Origin of the sequence: Phytopseudomonas dryadis (assembly GCF_004327355.1) — a bacterium.
Taxonomy (GTDB): domain Bacteria; phylum Pseudomonadota; class Gammaproteobacteria; order Pseudomonadales; family Pseudomonadaceae; genus Aquipseudomonas; species Aquipseudomonas dryadis.
On sequence record NZ_QJUM01000022.1, the window covers coordinates 90,089 to 105,847 of the forward strand.

The 15,759-nt window shown below is 64.7% G+C and carries 12 protein-coding genes and 1 riboswitch; of the genes, 3 read left to right on the top strand and 9 right to left on the bottom strand.

The genetic code is table 11. The features are described from left to right. The first annotated feature begins 76 nt into the window (after window positions 1–76). A complete protein-coding gene (locus DNK34_RS18210; RefSeq protein ID WP_131176377.1) occupies window positions 77–547 on the top strand; it encodes a chemotaxis protein CheW in 471 nt (156 codons plus the stop codon). Between the two features lie 296 nt (window positions 548–843). On the opposite strand, the gene DNK34_RS18215 is transcribed toward DNK34_RS18210, so the two are convergent. From DNK34_RS18215 to DNK34_RS18230, 4 genes are all read right to left on the bottom strand, one after another. After that, the gene (locus DNK34_RS18215; RefSeq protein WP_131176376.1) at window positions 844–1,374 is read right to left on the bottom strand and encodes a cytochrome b; all 531 of its coding nucleotides are present in this window, start codon (window positions 1,372–1,374) and stop codon (window positions 844–846) included. A 175-nt stretch (window positions 1,375–1,549) separates the two neighbouring features. Further along, on the bottom strand, window positions 1,550–2,269 hold the full coding sequence (locus DNK34_RS18220; RefSeq protein WP_131176375.1) for a 16S rRNA (uracil(1498)-N(3))-methyltransferase: 720 nt from the start codon (window positions 2,267–2,269) through the stop codon (window positions 1,550–1,552). Between the two features lie 975 nt (window positions 2,270–3,244). Continuing rightward, window positions 3,245–4,549 carry an OprD family porin gene (locus tag DNK34_RS18225; RefSeq protein WP_131176374.1) on the bottom strand — a complete coding sequence of 435 codons (1,305 nt, stop codon included), beginning with the start codon at window positions 4,547–4,549 and terminating at the stop codon, window positions 3,245–3,247. 278 nt (window positions 4,550–4,827) lie between these two features. After that, on the bottom strand, window positions 4,828–6,234 hold the full coding sequence (locus tag DNK34_RS18230; RefSeq protein WP_131176373.1) for an adenosylmethionine--8-amino-7-oxononanoate transaminase: 1,407 nt from the start codon (window positions 6,232–6,234) through the stop codon (window positions 4,828–4,830). 266 nt (window positions 6,235–6,500) lie between these two features. On the opposite strand from DNK34_RS18230, the gene DNK34_RS18235 reads away from it, so the two are divergent. Continuing rightward, window positions 6,501–7,046 carry a cytochrome b gene (locus DNK34_RS18235; protein ID WP_131176372.1) on the top strand — a complete coding sequence of 182 codons (546 nt, stop codon included), beginning with the start codon at window positions 6,501–6,503 and terminating at the stop codon, window positions 7,044–7,046. Between the two features lie 68 nt (window positions 7,047–7,114). Continuing rightward, window positions 7,115–7,693, top strand: a complete 579-nt coding sequence (locus DNK34_RS18240) for a YceI family protein (protein WP_131176371.1) — start codon at window positions 7,115–7,117, stop codon at window positions 7,691–7,693. Between the two features lie 497 nt (window positions 7,694–8,190). Here the strand turns inward: DNK34_RS18240 and rhlE2 are convergent, their stop codons facing one another. From rhlE2 to ahcY, 5 genes are all read right to left on the bottom strand, one after another. Beyond that, complete coding sequence (gene rhlE2, locus DNK34_RS18245) at window positions 8,191–10,020, bottom strand: RNA helicase RhlE2 (RefSeq protein WP_131176370.1); 1,830 nt, start codon at window positions 10,018–10,020, stop codon at window positions 8,191–8,193. Between the two features lie 256 nt (window positions 10,021–10,276). Beyond that, a complete protein-coding gene (locus tag DNK34_RS18250; protein WP_131176369.1) occupies window positions 10,277–11,023 on the bottom strand; it encodes a siderophore-interacting protein in 747 nt (248 codons plus the stop codon). A gap of 190 nt (window positions 11,024–11,213) precedes the next feature. Beyond that, window positions 11,214–12,587 (bottom strand): nucleotide 5'-monophosphate nucleosidase PpnN, encoded by a 1,374-nt coding sequence (gene ppnN / locus DNK34_RS18255; RefSeq protein ID WP_131176368.1) that lies wholly within the window; start codon window positions 12,585–12,587, stop codon window positions 11,214–11,216. Window positions 12,588–12,857: 270 nt separating this feature from the next. Next, complete coding sequence (gene metF / locus DNK34_RS18260) at window positions 12,858–13,706, bottom strand: methylenetetrahydrofolate reductase [NAD(P)H] (RefSeq protein WP_131176367.1); 849 nt, start codon at window positions 13,704–13,706, stop codon at window positions 12,858–12,860. Between the two features lie 142 nt (window positions 13,707–13,848). Then, on the bottom strand, window positions 13,849–15,258 hold the full coding sequence (ahcY, locus tag DNK34_RS18265) for an adenosylhomocysteinase (protein WP_131176366.1): 1,410 nt from the start codon (window positions 15,256–15,258) through the stop codon (window positions 13,849–13,851). A 24-nt stretch (window positions 15,259–15,282) separates the two neighbouring features. Further along, a riboswitch (S-adenosyl-L-homocysteine riboswitch) is annotated at window positions 15,283–15,380 on the bottom strand. Window positions 15,381–15,759 lie beyond the last annotated feature (379 nt).

Consider the following 15,759-nt stretch of genomic DNA (forward strand, 5'->3'; position numbering starts at 1 on the left):
TTCCTCTCCTGCGCCAGGCGCCCGGCGCTGGCGGCAACCCAGCCTATCGGGGCCTGGCCCCTTACAGGACATACCCATGAGCCAAGCCGTCGTTTCCCAGAACAACGTCAGCAGCCTGACCGGTCTGATCGTGCCGCTGGCCGATCGCACCCTGCTGCTGCCCAACGTGGCGGTGGCCGAACTGATTCCCTACCGCGCGCCGCCAGCGGTTTCCGGCATGCCGGACTGGTTCCTCGGCCAGGTAGCCTGGCGTGATTTGCGTCTGCCGCTGCTGTCGTTCGAGGCGGCCTCGGATGGCCGGGCGCAGGTCGGCCCGGGTGCGCGTATCGCCGTGATCAACGCCCTGGGCGGCCGCCCCAACGTCAAGTTCATCGCCCTGCTGGTGCAGGGCATTCCGCGTTCGCTGCGGGTTACCGAGGATCTGCCGCGCGCCGACGCGCCACTGGCGCCACTGGAGCTGGCAGCGGTGAGTGGCGAAGAGGGCGTGCTGAAGATCCCGGATCTGGTCGCCCTGGAGCAGAAGCTGGCGGATGCGGGCCTGATCTGAACCCGGCTGGATGATGTCCGATGCAGCCGCGACGTCGCCGAACGCGCCGCGGCTGTGTCGCGACACGGATCAAATGTCGGTCGCGCGGTATCTACACGGAATCCAGCAATAAGCGCGCAGCATTGCCAGATTCGTGTAGGAGCCGCGCCCTCGCGGCGAATCGTGGCCATAGCGCGTTTTTGCAGCATGGCCGCCCTCGCATCGCGCCGGGGTCGACGCGCCTACAGGCGAACCCTGATACCGAACGGGCTCTTGCAGGCCAGGGCTCAAGACGGCATCCACGGGAGTCCACGGCACTAGCGACCGCGCGCCGCCGGCAACATGGCTGGCAGCACGCCATCGCGCAGGCGGTAGTGGTGCCATAGCGCCATGCCCGCGTGGCCGAGGATCATTGCGAACAGCAGGTACTGGGCGATCAGGTGGAACTGCTTGGCGGCACCGCGCAGGGTGTCGGACAGCGGCAGCGGGCCGATTTCCACCAGCCAGAACAGCTCCACCGGGCGCTTGCCGAACAGCAGGCCGCTCAGCGGCATCAGGATCATCAGCAGGTAGAGCAGGGCGTGGCCGGCTTTGGCTGCGCGCTGCTGCCAGACGGCGTCGGCCGGCAGCAATTGTGGCGCGCCCTGGCGCGCACGTACCAGCAAGCGAATGATCGTGAGCAGCAGAATGGTCAGCCCCAGCGACTTGTGCAGGGTGAACACGCCGCCCGAGCCGCCGAGCAGCGCGCCGAACAGATCCTTGCCATAGGGCAGGGCCAGCACGCTCAACACCAGAATTGCGCTCAGCCAGTGCAGGCCGATCTGTACGCTGGAATATCGGGTCTTCATGGTTATCTCTCATCGTTAGCAGGCTACGCATATCCTGCGCGCCTGCTGTGGATCCCCGCTATAGAGCGTTTTTAACCAGATATTTCATGTGGGCTTTTCCGGCGTACCAGCGCCGCCCGCGCCTGCCTGGCGCTGCGGCGAGCTTCTCGTAGCCACCGGCCGAGCGCAACCGCGTTCAGAAATCGCCCCACAACTGCTGCGCCACGGCGAGTGCCACCACCGGCGCGGTTTCCGTGCGCAGCACCCGCGGGCCCAGGCGCGCGGCGTGGAAGCCGGCGTTTTGCGCCTGCTCGACCTCGCTGTCGCTGAGGCCGCCTTCCGGGCCGATCAGAAAGGCCAGCGATTGCGGTCTGGCGTGACTGAGCAGCGGTGCGGCGACCGGATGCAGCACCAGTTTCAGCTCGGCCTCGCTCTGTTGCAACCATTCTTCCAGGGCTATGGGGGCTTGGATCACAGGCAGCACCGAGCGTCCGCACTGTTCGCAGGCACTGATCGCCACCTGGCGCCAGTGTGCCATGCGCTTGTCGGCGCGTTCGTCCTTCAGGCGCACTTCGCAGCGGGCGCTGACGATCGGGCTGATCACCCGGGCGCCCAGCTCGGTGGCTTTCTGGATCGCCCAGTCCATGCGTTCGCCACGGGAAAGCCCCTGGCCCAGATGGATGTGCAGGGGCGATTCGGCCTGTCCGGCGAACTGCTCGCGCAATTCCACGCGCACGTTTTTCTTGCCCACCTCGAGCAATGTGCCGAGGAATTCCTGGCCACTGCCATCGAACAGTTGCACCGCGTCGCCCGCCGCATGGCGCAGAACGCGGCCGATGTAATGGGCCTGGGCTTCCGGCAACGCGTGCTGACCGAGAGACAGGGGGGCATCGATGAAGAAACGGGACAGGCGCATGACGGTGGCAGGTGTTGGCTACGGGGGGCGCCAGCATAACCTCGTCGCGGTTTTTCTGCAGGGCTGCGGCAGTCTGCAGCAGGGCAATCGCGCTATATGGGTCATACAGGATTGGCAATAGTGTGTGGGGCTGGCGGCGCTGTGGTGTTCGGGCTTTTGGTGTACACCCGCCGCTCTTGTATCTGACTGTTCTACGGGTTGCGCCCTGACGGCGCCTCACTTTCTTTGCTCGTGCAAAGAAAGTAAGCAAAGAAACACGCCCCACCATACGGCCCCGGCTACGCCGGGGTGATTCGCAGCGCTCACCCTTCGGGCCAACCTGCGGTTGTTACTCCGCTTCGCTACGTTTCCTTCACTCCGGCATCGCTCCGGGGCCGGCGTACAAGGGTCATCCCTGGCCCTTTACGCCTCTCGTGGCATCCCTGCCACTCGCTCCCCTACGCAATGCCTGCGTTCAGCCTTCTGGAATGGGGGAAGGATGCGGCGCCTATTCAATCGAGTTGCAGCATTTTAAACCATCCAATTGATTGGATCCGATCGTCCAGACACCACCCGCTTCACCTCCCCGTCAGGAGGCCGAGTGGATCGTCGTGGAGGGGGTTGAGCGGCAGGGATGCCGCGAGAGGCGCGACGGGACAGGGACGTCCCTTCGCGGCGGGCCCCCGGAACGGCGATGGAGCGAGGGAACCCGGCGTAGCCGGGCCGCATGTCGGGGTGCCCTTCTTTTTGCTTACTTTTTCTTGGGCAAGCAAGAAAAAGTGAGGCGCCGTCAGGGCGCAACCGGTATAGATGTCACCACAGAAGCGGCGGATGTACACCTAACAACAAACCACGATCCATCAACACACACTATTGCCAATCCGATCGCAAGACTGTTCCTTGACGGCTATAGCGCGATTGTCCTGCAGCCTGCAGGGCGGCTTGTGCCGCCGGCGCGCGATGTGTCGCTGGCCGGGAAGCCCCGGCCAGGTCGTATCAGAAGATATTCAGTGGGTATTCGACGATCAGGCGGACCTGGTCGGAGGATACATCCGACTTGCCATTGCCGATGCGGTGGGTAGCCTGGCGCAGACGCAGCGACAGGTCCTTGGCCGAGCCGCTCTGCACCACATAGCCAACGGCGAGGTCGCGCTCCCAGTGGTCTTCGCCATCGGCGTAGTAGGCATAGGGGCTGTTCGGGTCCATTTTGCTGCCGTCGACGTCGGTACCGCGGATGTAGCGCGCGTGGAAGCTCAGGCCGGGCACCCCGTAGCGGGTGAAGTCGAGGTCGTAGAACAGTCCCCAGGACTTCTCGTTCGGGCCGTTGAAATCGACCAGTTGCGAGGAGTTGGCCAGGTAGATGGAGTCATGGTAGGTGCCAGGCCCCATCCCCAGATAGTCGAACGGCTGGTCGCCGTCGATTTGCTGGTGGGTCAGCGTGAAGGTGTGGGCGCCCAGGCTATAGGCCACCGCGAACGACCAGGCCGTGACATCGATGTCGCCGGCCAGCTTGCGGCCTTCGTCATCCGTGCGGTAGATGTTGAAGTCGAAGTTCAGGTTCTGCGTCTCGCTCAGCGCGTAGGTGTAGTTGGCGTTGGCGTAGTACTGGCGCCAGATGTCCTTGTACTCGGCGCCGTAGAGGCTGACGCTGAGGTTGTCGTTGATGGTGTAATTGCCGCCGACGAAGTCCACTGTGTCGGTGCCCACGCCCGCGTAAGCGGCGTAGAAGTCGTCGTCGCTGTTGGTGCTGTTGAAGTCCTTGGCGGCAGTCAGGTGGCCCGCCTCCAGGGCCAGGCCTTCCAGTTCGCTGCTGGTCAGCCAGAAGCCGGTGGCGGTGGCGGGCACCAGGCGGGCGTCGGCCGGGGCGAACACCGGGTTGTAGGGGCGCAGGTTGTTGCCATATTTCAATTCGGTATTGGAGAGGCGCATCTTCAGCGCCGCTCCCGCCGAGCTGGCCTCGTCACGGGTACCTTCGCCATCCGGCACCAGTACCCCGGCCCTGCCCGAGTAGCCTTGGCCGCCATCCAGCTTGATCAGCGCATAGGCGCTCAGGTCCACGCCAAAACCCACGGTGCCCTGGGTGTAGCCGGAGGCGTACTCGAGGCGAAAGCCCTGGCCCCACTCCCGGTTGTCGGCACCGCCACCATGGCCGTCATGGTGCCAGTACAGGTTGCGGGTCAGGAAGTCCAGGTGGCTGTCTTCGACGAAGCCCTGGCTTTCGGCCTGATCGGCCATGGCCAGAGGGGCGCCTGTGGTCGCGGTGATGGCGAGTGCCAGTAATGATTTTTTGCTGAATGACATTGCGTGCTCTCCGTGTGCTTTCAGGTGTCGTTGGCGGCAGAGAAAGGGGTATCGCATCCTCCCTTGATTGTCGTGGGCCATATGCGCTGGCTGCGCGCGGCGAGCCCCGGCCTGGCGAGACCAGGCCTCAGGCCATGGTAAGGACGTGGGGATCCGAGCGATAAGCGAGAGCGACAGGCAATGGTCTGAATCCGACCGATTTCGGCGAATGACCCTGGCCGTCACCGCTGTGTCGTCGACGAATGACGCCTGCGTTGCGAGGCACAGGTCGCCGGGCCTCAGCCCGGATCACGGAAGCCCGGATAGCGGCTATCGCCCTGGACCACGCTGAACGACTCGCGGGTGGCCAGATCGATACCTTCGCTGGCCACCTCGGCGAGGAAGTCGATCTGCTCCTCGCTGATCACATAGGGCGGCAGGAAATACACCACGCTGCCCAGCGGCCTGAGCAGGGCGCCGCGCTGCAGGGCGTGCCGGTACACCTGCAGGCCGCGGCGCTGCTGCCAGGGATAGGCGACCTTGCCGGCCTTGTCCTGCACCATCTCGATGGCCAGGGCCATGCCGGTCTGGCGCACTTCGGCCACGTGGGGATGATCGGCCAGGTGGGCGGTGGCGCTGGCCATGCGCGCCGCCAGTTTCCGGTTGGCCTCGATCACCCCGTCCTGCTCGAAGATATCCAGGGTCGCCAGGGCCGCCGCGCAGGCCAGCGGGTTGCCGGTGTAGGTGTGCGAGTGGAGGAAGGCGCGCAGGGTGGCGTAATCGTCGTAGAAGGCGCTGTAGACCTCGTCGGTGGTCAGTACCGCGGCCATCGGCAGGTAGCCGCCGGTGAGTGCCTTCGACAGCACCAGGAAATCCGGGGTGATGCCGGCCTGCTCGCAGGCGAACATCGTCCCGGTGCGGCCGAAGCCGACGGCGATCTCGTCGTGGATCAGGTGTACGCCATAGCGGTCGCAGGCTTCACGCAGCAGGCTGAGGTACACCGGGTGGTACATGCGCATGCCGCCGGCGCCCTGAATCAGCGGCTCGACGATGACCGCGGCGACCTCATGGTGATGCTCGGCCAGGGTCTGTTCCATGGCGGCGAACAGGTTGCGTGAATGCTCTTCCCAGCCCATGCCGTCCGGGCGCAGGTAGCAATCCGGGCTGGGCACCTTGATGGTGTCGAGCAGCAACGCCTTGTAGGTGTCGGTGAACAGCGCCACGTCGCCCACCGACATCGCCGCCACCGTCTCGCCGTGGTAGCTGTTGCTCAGGGTGATGAAGCGTTTCTTGTCCGCCTTGCCGCTGTTGAGCCAGTAGTGGTAGCTCATCTTCAGCGCCACCTCGATGCCCGAGGAGCCGTTGTCGGCGTAGAACACCTTGTTCAGCCCGGCCGGGGTGATCCGCACCAGGCGCTCGGACAGTTCGATGACCGGCTGGTGGCTGAAACCGGCGAGCATCACGTGTTCCAGCTGGTCGACCTGCTCCTTGATGCGGGCGCCGATACGCGGGTTGGCGTGGCCGAACACATTGACCCACCAGGAGCTGACCGCATCGAGGTAGCGCTTGCCGTCGAAGTCCTCCAGCCATACGCCTTCGCCACGCCTGATCGGCACCAGGGGCAGTTGTTCGTGATCCTTCATCTGCGTGCAGGGGTGCCAGAGCACGTTCAGATCGCGCTGCATCCAGTGGTCATTCAGGCTCATAGACAGGCTCTCCCAATCATCAGGTGCGCAAGCCTATCAGAAGCGCCACATACCCGTTCCGTCACGCGGTCTCCCATCGATCCCCTGAAAACAACCGCTCAGAGCCTTCTGACGAACTCTCCGGCCACGGGGCTTCCTAACGACGCTCCAACCAGCATGTTTCGTTATAGACATCTAATTTATAGATATTTCAAATCAACAATTATTGCTTTTATTCGATAGGTTTGTTGCTAGTCTTTCTCGTCTCATCCGTTCGGAATCAGGCCATGCAGTGGCGTAATACATCCCTTCGTTACGGTTTCGTCAGCATCTCCCTGCACTGGCTGGTGGCCATTGTGGTATTCGGCCTGTTCGCCCTTGGCTACTGGATGGTCGGGTTGAGCTACTACAGCAGCTGGTACCAGACCGCACCGAACATCCACAAGAGCGTCGGCATCCTGCTGTTCATGGTCATGCTCGCCCGTCTGCTCTGGCGCTGGATCAGCCCACCGCCGCCGGCATTGCCGGAGCATGGGCGGCTGACGCGGGTGGCCAGCAAGCTCGGTCACGCCTTCCTCTATCTCGGTCTGTTCGTGCTGATGATCTCCGGTTACCTGATTTCCACCGCCGATGGGCGTGGCATCAGCGTCTTCGGTCTGTTCGAAGTACCGGCGAGCGTGACCGGCATTCCCAGCCAGGGCGATGTCGCCGGGCTGGTACACGAGTACCTGGCCTGGGCGCTGGTGATCTTCGCCGGTGTGCATGGCCTGGCTGCGCTGAAGCACCATTTCATCGACCGTGATCGCACCCTGGTTCGCATGTTCGGCCGCTGAGTTTCCACGCTGTTTCGGGCTCGCGGAATGTCCCCCGAGCCGATATTCACCTCACAAGGAGTACGCCCATGTTGAAGAAGACACTTGCCGCCCTGGCCATCGGAACCGCCCTGCTCGGTGCCGGCAATGCAATGGCAGCCGATTACGCCATCGACAAGCAAGGCCAGCACGCCTTCGTCAATTTCAAGATCAGCCACCTGGGCTACAGCTGGTTGTACGGGACCTTCAAGGACTTCGACGGCAGCTTCAGCTTCGACGAGAAGAACCCGGAAGCCAGCAAGGTCAGCGTCACCCTGAAGACCGAAAGCGTCGACACCAACCACGCCGAGCGCGACAAGCACATCCGCAGCGCCGACTTCCTCAACGTCGGCAAGAACCCGACGGCGACTTTCGAGTCCACCGCGGTCAAGTCCACCGGCGACGGTGCTGCCGATATCACCGGCAACCTGACCCTCAACGGCGTGACCAAGCCGGTGGTCATCGCCGCCAAGTTCATCGGTCAGGGCGACGACCCGTGGGGCGGCTACCGCGCCGGTTTCGAAGGCACCACCACCCTGAAACTGAAGGACTTCAATATCGACAAGGACCTGGGCCCGGCTTCGCAGGAAGTCGAGCTGATCATCTCGGTGGAAGGCGTGCGCAAGTAAGCTGTCGCCTCCCCCGGGCGGCGCTATGGTAAAAGGCTTACACGGCATGGCGCTGGTCGGCTCTGGCGGCCGGCCCGCGTGGGGCTTAATCTACCCCCACTGCTGCAGCGCATGGAGGCGCTCAGATCAGGGACGATTGACCATGGCCAGGATGGCAGCCAACCAAGATGCTTGGCATTCATGGTCAGAAAAAACCCGCTTCGGCGGGTTTTTTATTGCCTGCCATCCCTGGCAGCCACCCTTCGGGCCGTCGCAAGCGACGTTAAAAATAGCTCCCGGCCATTTTTTATTGCCTGCCATCCACGCGGGCCGAAACCAGCGCCGTGGCTGTTCAGTCCCGCCCACCGGGAAGGGGCCGGGCGCGGTCCGGTTTCGAGTAGCGGGAGGCGCGGTCGTCGCCAAGTAGCGTTCGTAAGACTGCAGACCCGGCGAGCGTTGCTGGCGTCGGAAACGAAAACGCCGACCCTGAGGTCGGCGTTTTCCTGTCCGCAGCAGGATCAGCTGTCGCGATTGCGCGTCAGCAGAGCCGGCTTCTCGCCGCGGGGACGGTTGCTTTGCAACTGATCGAGCTGTTCGGGCGTCGGCAGGCGGTCGCTGCGCGAGCTCTTGTGCACGATGATCGGCTGCTTGCTGTCACGGGGGCCGCGCACGGCAGGCTCCTGGCGCGGCAGTTCGTCACGGTTGAGCGAGGTGGTGGTGTCGCGCTGCTGGCTGCGTCCACGATTGTTCGCGCCGCCGCGGCCCTTGCCGGCCTGGCCCTGACGCTTGCCGGCGCCGCTGCCGCTGCTGCGGGGGCCCTGGCCCGGACCGCGTGGGCCCTGGCCGACACCGTTGCTGGCGCTCGGGCCGCTACCGGCGGCGCCGGGGCGGCGGCCACGGCCCTGGGGCGCGTTCTGGTGCGGGCTGACGTAGTCGGCACGGTTGCCGAAGTTGTCGATCTCGTCGTCGCGGAACTCATCCGGCGCGCGGTCGGGAGGCAACGTAGGCACGCTCGGCGCGTTGGCGCGGGCCGACCCGCGGGGCTGCTGCGCCGCGCGGCCAGGCTTGGCCTTGGCTTTGCCGCCGTCCTTGCCCTTGTCCTTGCGACCGCCGCCATGGCGTTCGCCATCCGCCTTGGCGCCGCGTGGCGGGCGTGGTTTCTGCGGCTCGCGAACTTCCGGGCGCTCGGCCTCGACCTTGCTGGCATCGAAGCCGAGCAGATCGCCGTCCGGGATCTTCTGCTTGGTCATCCGCTCGATGCCCTTGAGCAGCTTCTCCTCGTCCGGCGCGACCAGGGAGATCGCCTCACCGCTGCGGCCGGCGCGGCCGGTACGGCCGATACGGTGCACGTAATCTTCCTCGACGTTGGGCAGTTCGAAGTTGACCACGTGGGGCAACTGGTCGATGTCCAGGCCGCGGGCGGCGATGTCGGTGGCGACCAGGATGCGCACCTTGTTCGCCTTGAAGTCGGCCAGGGCCTTGGTACGGGCGTTCTGGCTCTTGTTGCCGTGAATCGCCACGGCCGGCAGGCCATGCTTGTCCAGGTACTCGGCGAGGCGGTTGGCGCCGTGCTTGGTACGGGTGAACACCAGGATCTGTTCCCAGGCGCCGGCGGTGATCAGGTGCGCGAGCAGAGCGCGCTTGTGGCTGGCCTGCAGGCGGAACACGCGCTGTTCGATACGCTCGACCGTGGTGTTCGGCGGCGTGACCTCGATACGCTCGGGGTTGTGCAGCAGCTTGCCGGCCAGGTCGGTGATGTCCTTGGAGAAGGTCGCCGAGAACAGCAGGTTCTGTCGTTTGGACGGCAGGCGGGCGAGGACTTTCTTCACGTCGTGGATGAAGCCCATGTCGAGCATGCGGTCGGCTTCGTCGAGCACGAGGATTTCCACGTGGGACAGATCGACGCTGCCCTGACCGGCGAGGTCGAGCAGGCGGCCCGGGCAGGCGACCAGGACGTCGACGCCCTTGGCCAGTGCCTGTACCTGCGGGTTCATGCCAACGCCGCCGAAGATGCAGGCGCTGACGAATTTCAAATCGCGGGCATACAGCTTGAAGCTGTCATGCACTTGGGCGGCCAGTTCGCGGGTGGGGGTGAGCACCAGCACGCGCGGCTGTTTCGGGCCGTGGCGTTGTTCGCGATCCGGGTGACCGTTGGGGAACAGTCGCTCGAGGATCGGCAGGGCGAAACCGCCCGTCTTACCTGTACCCGTCTGGGCCGCCACCATCAGGTCGCGACCTTGCAACGCGGCGGGGATGGCCCGCTGTTGCACCGGAGTGGGTTGGGTGTAGCCGGCAGCTTCGACCGCGCGGACCAAAGCCTCGGAGAGACCGAGGGAGGCAAAGGACATGTGAAATCCTGTCTAGTGAGGGCGAGGCCCTATAGGTGTATTGCCTGGCTTGAATCGCACGTGGGGCGCGCAATCCCGTCCGGTACTGCTGACCACTGGGGGCTAGCATCCGGGCGCAAGCCTGGCGGGAAGGCCCGAGTGTAACAGGATTGTCGGCTTTGGACAGCGTTTGCCCGCTGACCGGTTCCCGTATGCCTCGACCGGCCTGCCGAGGCACCGGCGAAATACCCGTGCCTGCGGCCAGTGGCGGCGTGGATCATTCGCCCTGGGCGTCGGCATCCTCGCGCTTGGCCACCTTGTGCTGATCCTCGCTGCTGTCGAGCTTCCAGTAGCTGGAGATGTACAGGTTCTGGCGCTGCACCTGGCGTTCTCCCCTGAAGAACTGGCGCAGGGCGCGCATGCTGGCGAACTCGCAGGCGGCCCAGATGCTTGGCCGGCCCGGTAGCCAGTCCAGGGCGCGGGCATGCTCGACCAGCAACTGGCTGTCCTCGCCCGGGTGCGGATTGACCAGCCAGTGCAGGCGGATACCGGCCGGGTGGCGCAGTGGCTGGATGTCGCGTTCGTCGATCACTTCGATCAGCGCATGGCCCCGGGCGTCGGCCTGCAGTTGTTCGAGGTTGACGCTGAGCGCGGGCAGGGCGGTCATGTCGCCGACGATAAGGAACCAGTCGGCACTGTTGTCGACCAGTTTCTTCGGGCCGGGGCCGCCGACGACGATGCTGTCACCCGGCCTGGCGGCCTTGGCCCAAGCGGCGGCCGGGCCGGCATCCTCGTGCAGCACGAAGTCGACGTCGAACTGGTCGGGACGCTGGTGACGCACGGTGTAGGTGCGCATCAGCGGCCTGTCGCTGCCCGGAGCGGGGAAGATCAGCTTGATGTAGGCGCTTTCCTGGTCGGCGGGGAAGCTGTCGATTTCCGCGCCGCCCAGGGTGATGCGCAGCATGTGCGGGGTGACGGGGGTCGATGAGATGACCCGCAGGGTGCGGGGAGCAGGGCGTGGCATTGAACTCTCCTGGTCTCGGGCGGCGCTGATCGCTGCCGATTGATCTGAGAATTATTATCACTTAATGCCTGCGCCTGCCAGCAGAGGGGCTGGTGAGTCGGTCATGGCCGCGTCAGCCAACCTGGGTATCGCTGCGCTCAACCCAGGCTACGCGCTCGCGCCGTCCCCGCCAGGCCAGCTTGCAGCTGCCTCAGCTGACCACCCGGTAACAGGGCACATAGGCGCTGCCGCCCGGCAACTTCATGCGGTGCTGTTCGACGAAGGCCTGCAGCAGGCGGTCCAGCGGCTGCATGATGCTTTTCTCGCCGCGCAGCTCGTACGGGCCCTGTTCCTCGATCAGGCGGATGCCCTTGTCCTTGACGTTGCCGGCGACGATGCCGGAGAAGGCGCGGCGCAGGTTGGCGGCCAGCTCGTGGGCGGGTTGCTCGCGGCTCAGGTCGAGGCTGGCCATGTTGGCGTGGGTCGGCTCGAAGGGGTGCTGGAAGCTTTCGTCGATCTTCAGCAGCCAGTTGAAATGGAAGGCGTCGTTGTGTTCGCGGCGGAACTGCTCGACGGCCTTGATGCCACGGGCCATCTGTCGGGCGACTTCGGTGGGGTCGTTGAGGATCAGCACATAGCGCTCCTGCGCCTGCTCGCCCAGCGTCGCGCCGATGAAGGCGTGCAACTGCTGCAGGTAGTTCTCCGCCGCCTTGGGACCGGTGAGGATCAGCGGGAAGGGCAGGTTCCGGTTGTCCGGGTGCATCAGGATGCCGAGCAGGTAGAGGAATTCCTCGGCCGTACCGGCGCCGCCGGGGAAGATGATGATGCCGTGGCCGACGCGCACGAAGGCTTCCAGGCGCTTTTCGATATCCGGCAGGATCACCAGCTCGTTGACGATCGGGTTCGGCGCCTCGGCGGCGATGATGCCCGGCTCGGTCAGGCCCAGGTAGCGGCCGCCGCTGATGCGCTGCTTGGCGTGGGAGATGGTGGCGCCCTTCATCGGCCCCTTCATCACGCCTGGGCCGCAGCCGGTGCAGATGTCCAGTGCGCGCAGGCCGAGCTCGTGGCCGACCTTCTTGGTGTACTTGTATTCCTCGGTGCTGATCGAGTGGCCGCCCCAGCACACCACCATCTTCGGCTCGACACCGGCACGCAGGGTGCGGGCGTTGCGCAGCAGGTGGAAGACGTAGTCGGTGATGCCCTGGGAGTTGGACACGTCGACGCGCTGGTTTTCCAGTTCGCTCTGGGTGTAGACGATGTCGCGCAGGGCGCTGAACAGCATCTCGCGGGTGCTGGCGATCATCTCGCCATCGACGAAGGCGTCGGCCGGGGCGTTGAGCAGCTCCAGGCGGATGCCGCGATCCTGCTGGTGGATCTTCACTTCGAAGTCCGGGTAGGCCTCGAGTATGGTCTTGGCGTTGTCGCTGTGCGAGCCGGTGTTGAGGATCGCCAGGGCGCACTGACGAAACAGCGAATAGACGCTGCCGGAGCCGGTTTCGCGCAGTTGCTGCACTTCGCGTTGCGACAGGGTTTCCAGGCTGCCCTTGGGCGAGACCGAGGCGTTGATTTTTTGACGAGTGAGCATGCAGGCATCCCGTGCTGGCGCGACGACTCGAGGCGGTCCTGGCCTGTCGCGCGATAAAGAATTTTGCTCCCGGTCGTGCCGACCCATGAGGGGGCGGCCGGGTAAGGCGGCGTACTTTCGACCAGCTTGGCGGCTCAGGTCAACCGACCCGCTCTGCAAGCGAACCGGCGAACGAGGTTCGAACCCGTCCGCCGACGTTGTCGCACAGTGTGAATTAGGAGATGGGCGGGCCACGAAAGTTCTGCCTTTCGCGGCCCGCGCCCGGCGCCGTCAGCGTGGTAGCTGCAGGTTGTTCCAGATCGCCAGGCTCGGCGCCGCCTGGTTCAGGGTGTAGAAGTGCAGGCCGGGGGCGCCGCCTTGCAGCAGGCGTTCGCACATCTCGCTGATGACCTGCTCGCCATAGGCCTGGATGCTGTCGACGTCGTCGCCGTAGGCTTCCAGCTGCTTGCGCACCCAGCGTGGCAGTTCGGCGCCGCAGGCGTCGGAGAAGCGCGCCAGCTTGCTGTAGTTGGTGATCGGCATGATGCCCGGCACCACCGGGATGTCCACGCCCAGCTTGCGCACGCGCTCGACGAAGTAGAAATAGCAGTCGGCGTTGAAGAAGTACTGGGTGATGGCGCTGTTGGCGCCGGCCCTGGCCTTGCGTACGAAGTTGGCGATGTCGTCCTCGAAATTGCGCGCCTGGGGGTGCATCTCCGGGTAGGCGGCGATTTCGATATGGAAGTGCTCGCCGGTCTCGGCGCGGATGAACTCGACCAGTTCGTTGGCATGGCGCAGTTCGCCGCTGGCCATGCCCATGCCCGAAGGCAGGTCGCCGCGCAGGGCGACGATGCGCTGGATGCCGTTGTCCTTGTACAGGTTCAGCAGCTCGCGCAGTTCGGCCTTGCTGTCGCCGACGCAGGACAGGTGCGGCGCGGTCGGCACCTTCACCTCGCCATCGAGCTGCAGCACGGTGTTCAGCGTACGGTCGCGGGTCGAGCCGCCGGCGCCATAGGTGCAGGAGAAGAAATCGGGGTTGTAGCCCGCCAGCTGGCGCGCGGTGGCCAGCAGTTTTTCGTGCCCGGCTTCGGTCTTGGTGGGGAAGAACTCGAAGCTGTAGCGGCGTTCGGGGGAACTCATGAGCGAATCCTGGGAGCTTTCGGGTCAGTAGTTGCCCGGTGGTCCTTCAATCGCCGAAGGCTGAAGGCTGAAGGCTGGACGAAAAGGCGGCTCGGTGGCGTTCTTTCGTCCAGCTTTCCAGCCTCTAGCCTACAGCGGCTTTTTAGTAGCGGTAGGCGTCCGGCTTGAACGGGCCGTCCTGGTTCACGCCAATGTAGTCGGCCTGCTGCTTGGTCAGTTGGGTGACCACGCCGCCGAAACCCTTGACCATTTCCAGGGCCACTTCTTCGTCGAGCTTCTTCGGCAGCACTTCCACGGTCAGGCGCTCGGCCTTCTTCTCGGCTGGCAGGTCGGCGTACTTCTGCGCGAACAGGAAGATCTGCGCCAGCACCTGGTTGGCGAAGGAGCCGTCCATGATCCGGCTCGGGTGACCGGTGGCGTTGCCCAGGTTGACCAGGCGGCCTTCGGCCAGCAGGATCAGGTAGTCATCGTTGTGCGCGTCGAAGCTGCCGGCGCCGGTGCGGTGCACCTTGTGCACCTGCGGCTTGACCTCTTCCCAGGCCCAGTTCTGGCGCATGAAGGCGGTGTCGATCTCGTTGTCGAAGTGGCCGATGTTGCACACCACAGCGCGCTTCTTCAGGGCCTTGAGCATGCCGGCGTCGCAGACGTTGACGTTGCCGGTGGTGGTGACGATCAGGTCGATCTTGCCCAGCAGCGCGGCGTCGACGCTGGCCTCGCTGCCGTCGTTGATACCGTTCTTGTACGGCGAAACCAGCTCGAAGCCGTCCATGCAGGCCTGCATGGCGCAGATCGGGTCGACCTCGGAGACCTTGACGATCATGCCTTCCTGGCGCAGCGACTGGGCCGAGCCCTTGCCCACGTCGCCGTAGCCGATCACCAGCGCCTGCTTGCCCGACAGCAGGTGGTCGGTGCCGCGCTTGATGGCGTCGTTGAGGCTGTGACGGCAGCCGTACTTGTTGTCGTTCTTGCTCTTGGTCACCGAGTCGTTGACGTTGATCGCCGGGACTTTCAGGGTGCCGGCCTTGAGCATGTCGAGCAGGCGGTGCACGCCGGTGGTGGTCTCTTCGGTGATGCCGTGGATCTTCTCCAGCATCGCCGGGTATTTCTTGTGCAGGATCTCGGTCAGGTCGCCGCCGTCGTCGAGGATCATGTTGGCGTCCCACGGCTGGCCATCCTTGAGGATGGTCTGCTCGATGCACCATTCGTATTCCTGCTCGGTTTCACCCTTCCAGGCGAACACCGGGATACCGGCGGCGGCGATGGCCGCGGCGGCCTGATCCTGGGTGGAGAAGATGTTGCAGCTCGACCAGCGCACTTCGGCGCCCAGGGCGATCAGCGTTTCGATCAGCACGCCGGTCTGGATGGTCATGTGGATGCAGCCGAGAATCTTCGCGCCCTTGAGCGGTTGCTCGCCGGCGTACTTGTGGCGCAGGCCCATCAGGGCGGGCATTTCCGATTCGGCGATGATCAGTTCGCGGCGGCCCCAGGCGGCCAGGGAAATGTCGGCGACCTTGTAGTCGGTGAAACCGGCAGGCGTCAGTACAGCGCTCATAGAATGAGTTCTCCATTCGTTGTCTGCGAATGGGCGCCGTTGATGCGTATGGGTAACGCCCCGTTCGAGCCTGACAGGCGGTCATCGCACGGGATGAGCCTGCTGCAGCGCCCCTCGAACGGGTGGCGGGCACGCCGCGGCGGTGCCGGGCGCGTGAAACCCGGCGATTATAGCCGCGCGCGCGGGCCAGCCCAAGTCTTTCCGTCGCCGGCGGCCACCCAGGTAGCGGACCTGTGGATCGGCTCGGCCCACACCGATCGCCTGCGAACCCGAGTCGTTTTCGCGCGTCGAACTAACGGGTTATGGCTGATGCCGATCAGATACGTTTTTTGAGGCGCAGGGGCGCCGACAGGAGAGCGGCCACCCGCCGCCTATGTAGATACTCTGTTAGTGGTCAAGCGTTTTTCAGGTGTTCATTGCTGAATAGCTCGGATGAATCGAAAGGCACACCGAGCTTCAGGCAAGCCCAGACGCCAGTCAGGTATTTACGCATGACTGCAC

What these genes read in the sequence shown, in the direction of transcription:
- rhlE2 (WP_131176370.1), bottom strand. Translation starts at nt 10,020, where the DNA reads ATGTCCTTTGCCTCCCTCGGTCTCTCCGAGGCTTTGGTCCGCGCGGTC.
- metF (WP_131176367.1), bottom strand. Translation starts at nt 13,706, where the DNA reads ATGAGTTCCCCCGAACGCCGCTACAGCTTCGAGTTCTTCCCCACCAAG.
- DNK34_RS18250 (WP_131176369.1), bottom strand. Translation starts at nt 11,023, where the DNA reads ATGCCACGCCCTGCTCCCCGCACCCTGCGGGTCATCTCATCGACCCCC.
- DNK34_RS18210 (WP_131176377.1), top strand. Translation starts at nt 77, where the DNA reads ATGAGCCAAGCCGTCGTTTCCCAGAACAACGTCAGCAGCCTGACCGGT.
- DNK34_RS18215 (WP_131176376.1), bottom strand. Translation starts at nt 1,374, where the DNA reads ATGAAGACCCGATATTCCAGCGTACAGATCGGCCTGCACTGGCTGAGC.
- DNK34_RS18240 (WP_131176371.1), top strand. Translation starts at nt 7,115, where the DNA reads ATGTTGAAGAAGACACTTGCCGCCCTGGCCATCGGAACCGCCCTGCTC.
- DNK34_RS18230 (WP_131176373.1), bottom strand. Translation starts at nt 6,234, where the DNA reads ATGAGCCTGAATGACCACTGGATGCAGCGCGATCTGAACGTGCTCTGG.
- DNK34_RS18220 (WP_131176375.1), bottom strand. Translation starts at nt 2,269, where the DNA reads ATGCGCCTGTCCCGTTTCTTCATCGATGCCCCCCTGTCTCTCGGTCAG.
- ppnN (WP_131176368.1), bottom strand. Translation starts at nt 12,587, where the DNA reads ATGCTCACTCGTCAAAAAATCAACGCCTCGGTCTCGCCCAAGGGCAGC.
- DNK34_RS18235 (WP_131176372.1), top strand. Translation starts at nt 6,501, where the DNA reads ATGCAGTGGCGTAATACATCCCTTCGTTACGGTTTCGTCAGCATCTCC.
- ahcY (WP_131176366.1), bottom strand. Translation starts at nt 15,258, where the DNA reads ATGAGCGCTGTACTGACGCCTGCCGGTTTCACCGACTACAAGGTCGCC.
- DNK34_RS18225 (WP_131176374.1), bottom strand. Translation starts at nt 4,549, where the DNA reads ATGTCATTCAGCAAAAAATCATTACTGGCACTCGCCATCACCGCGACC.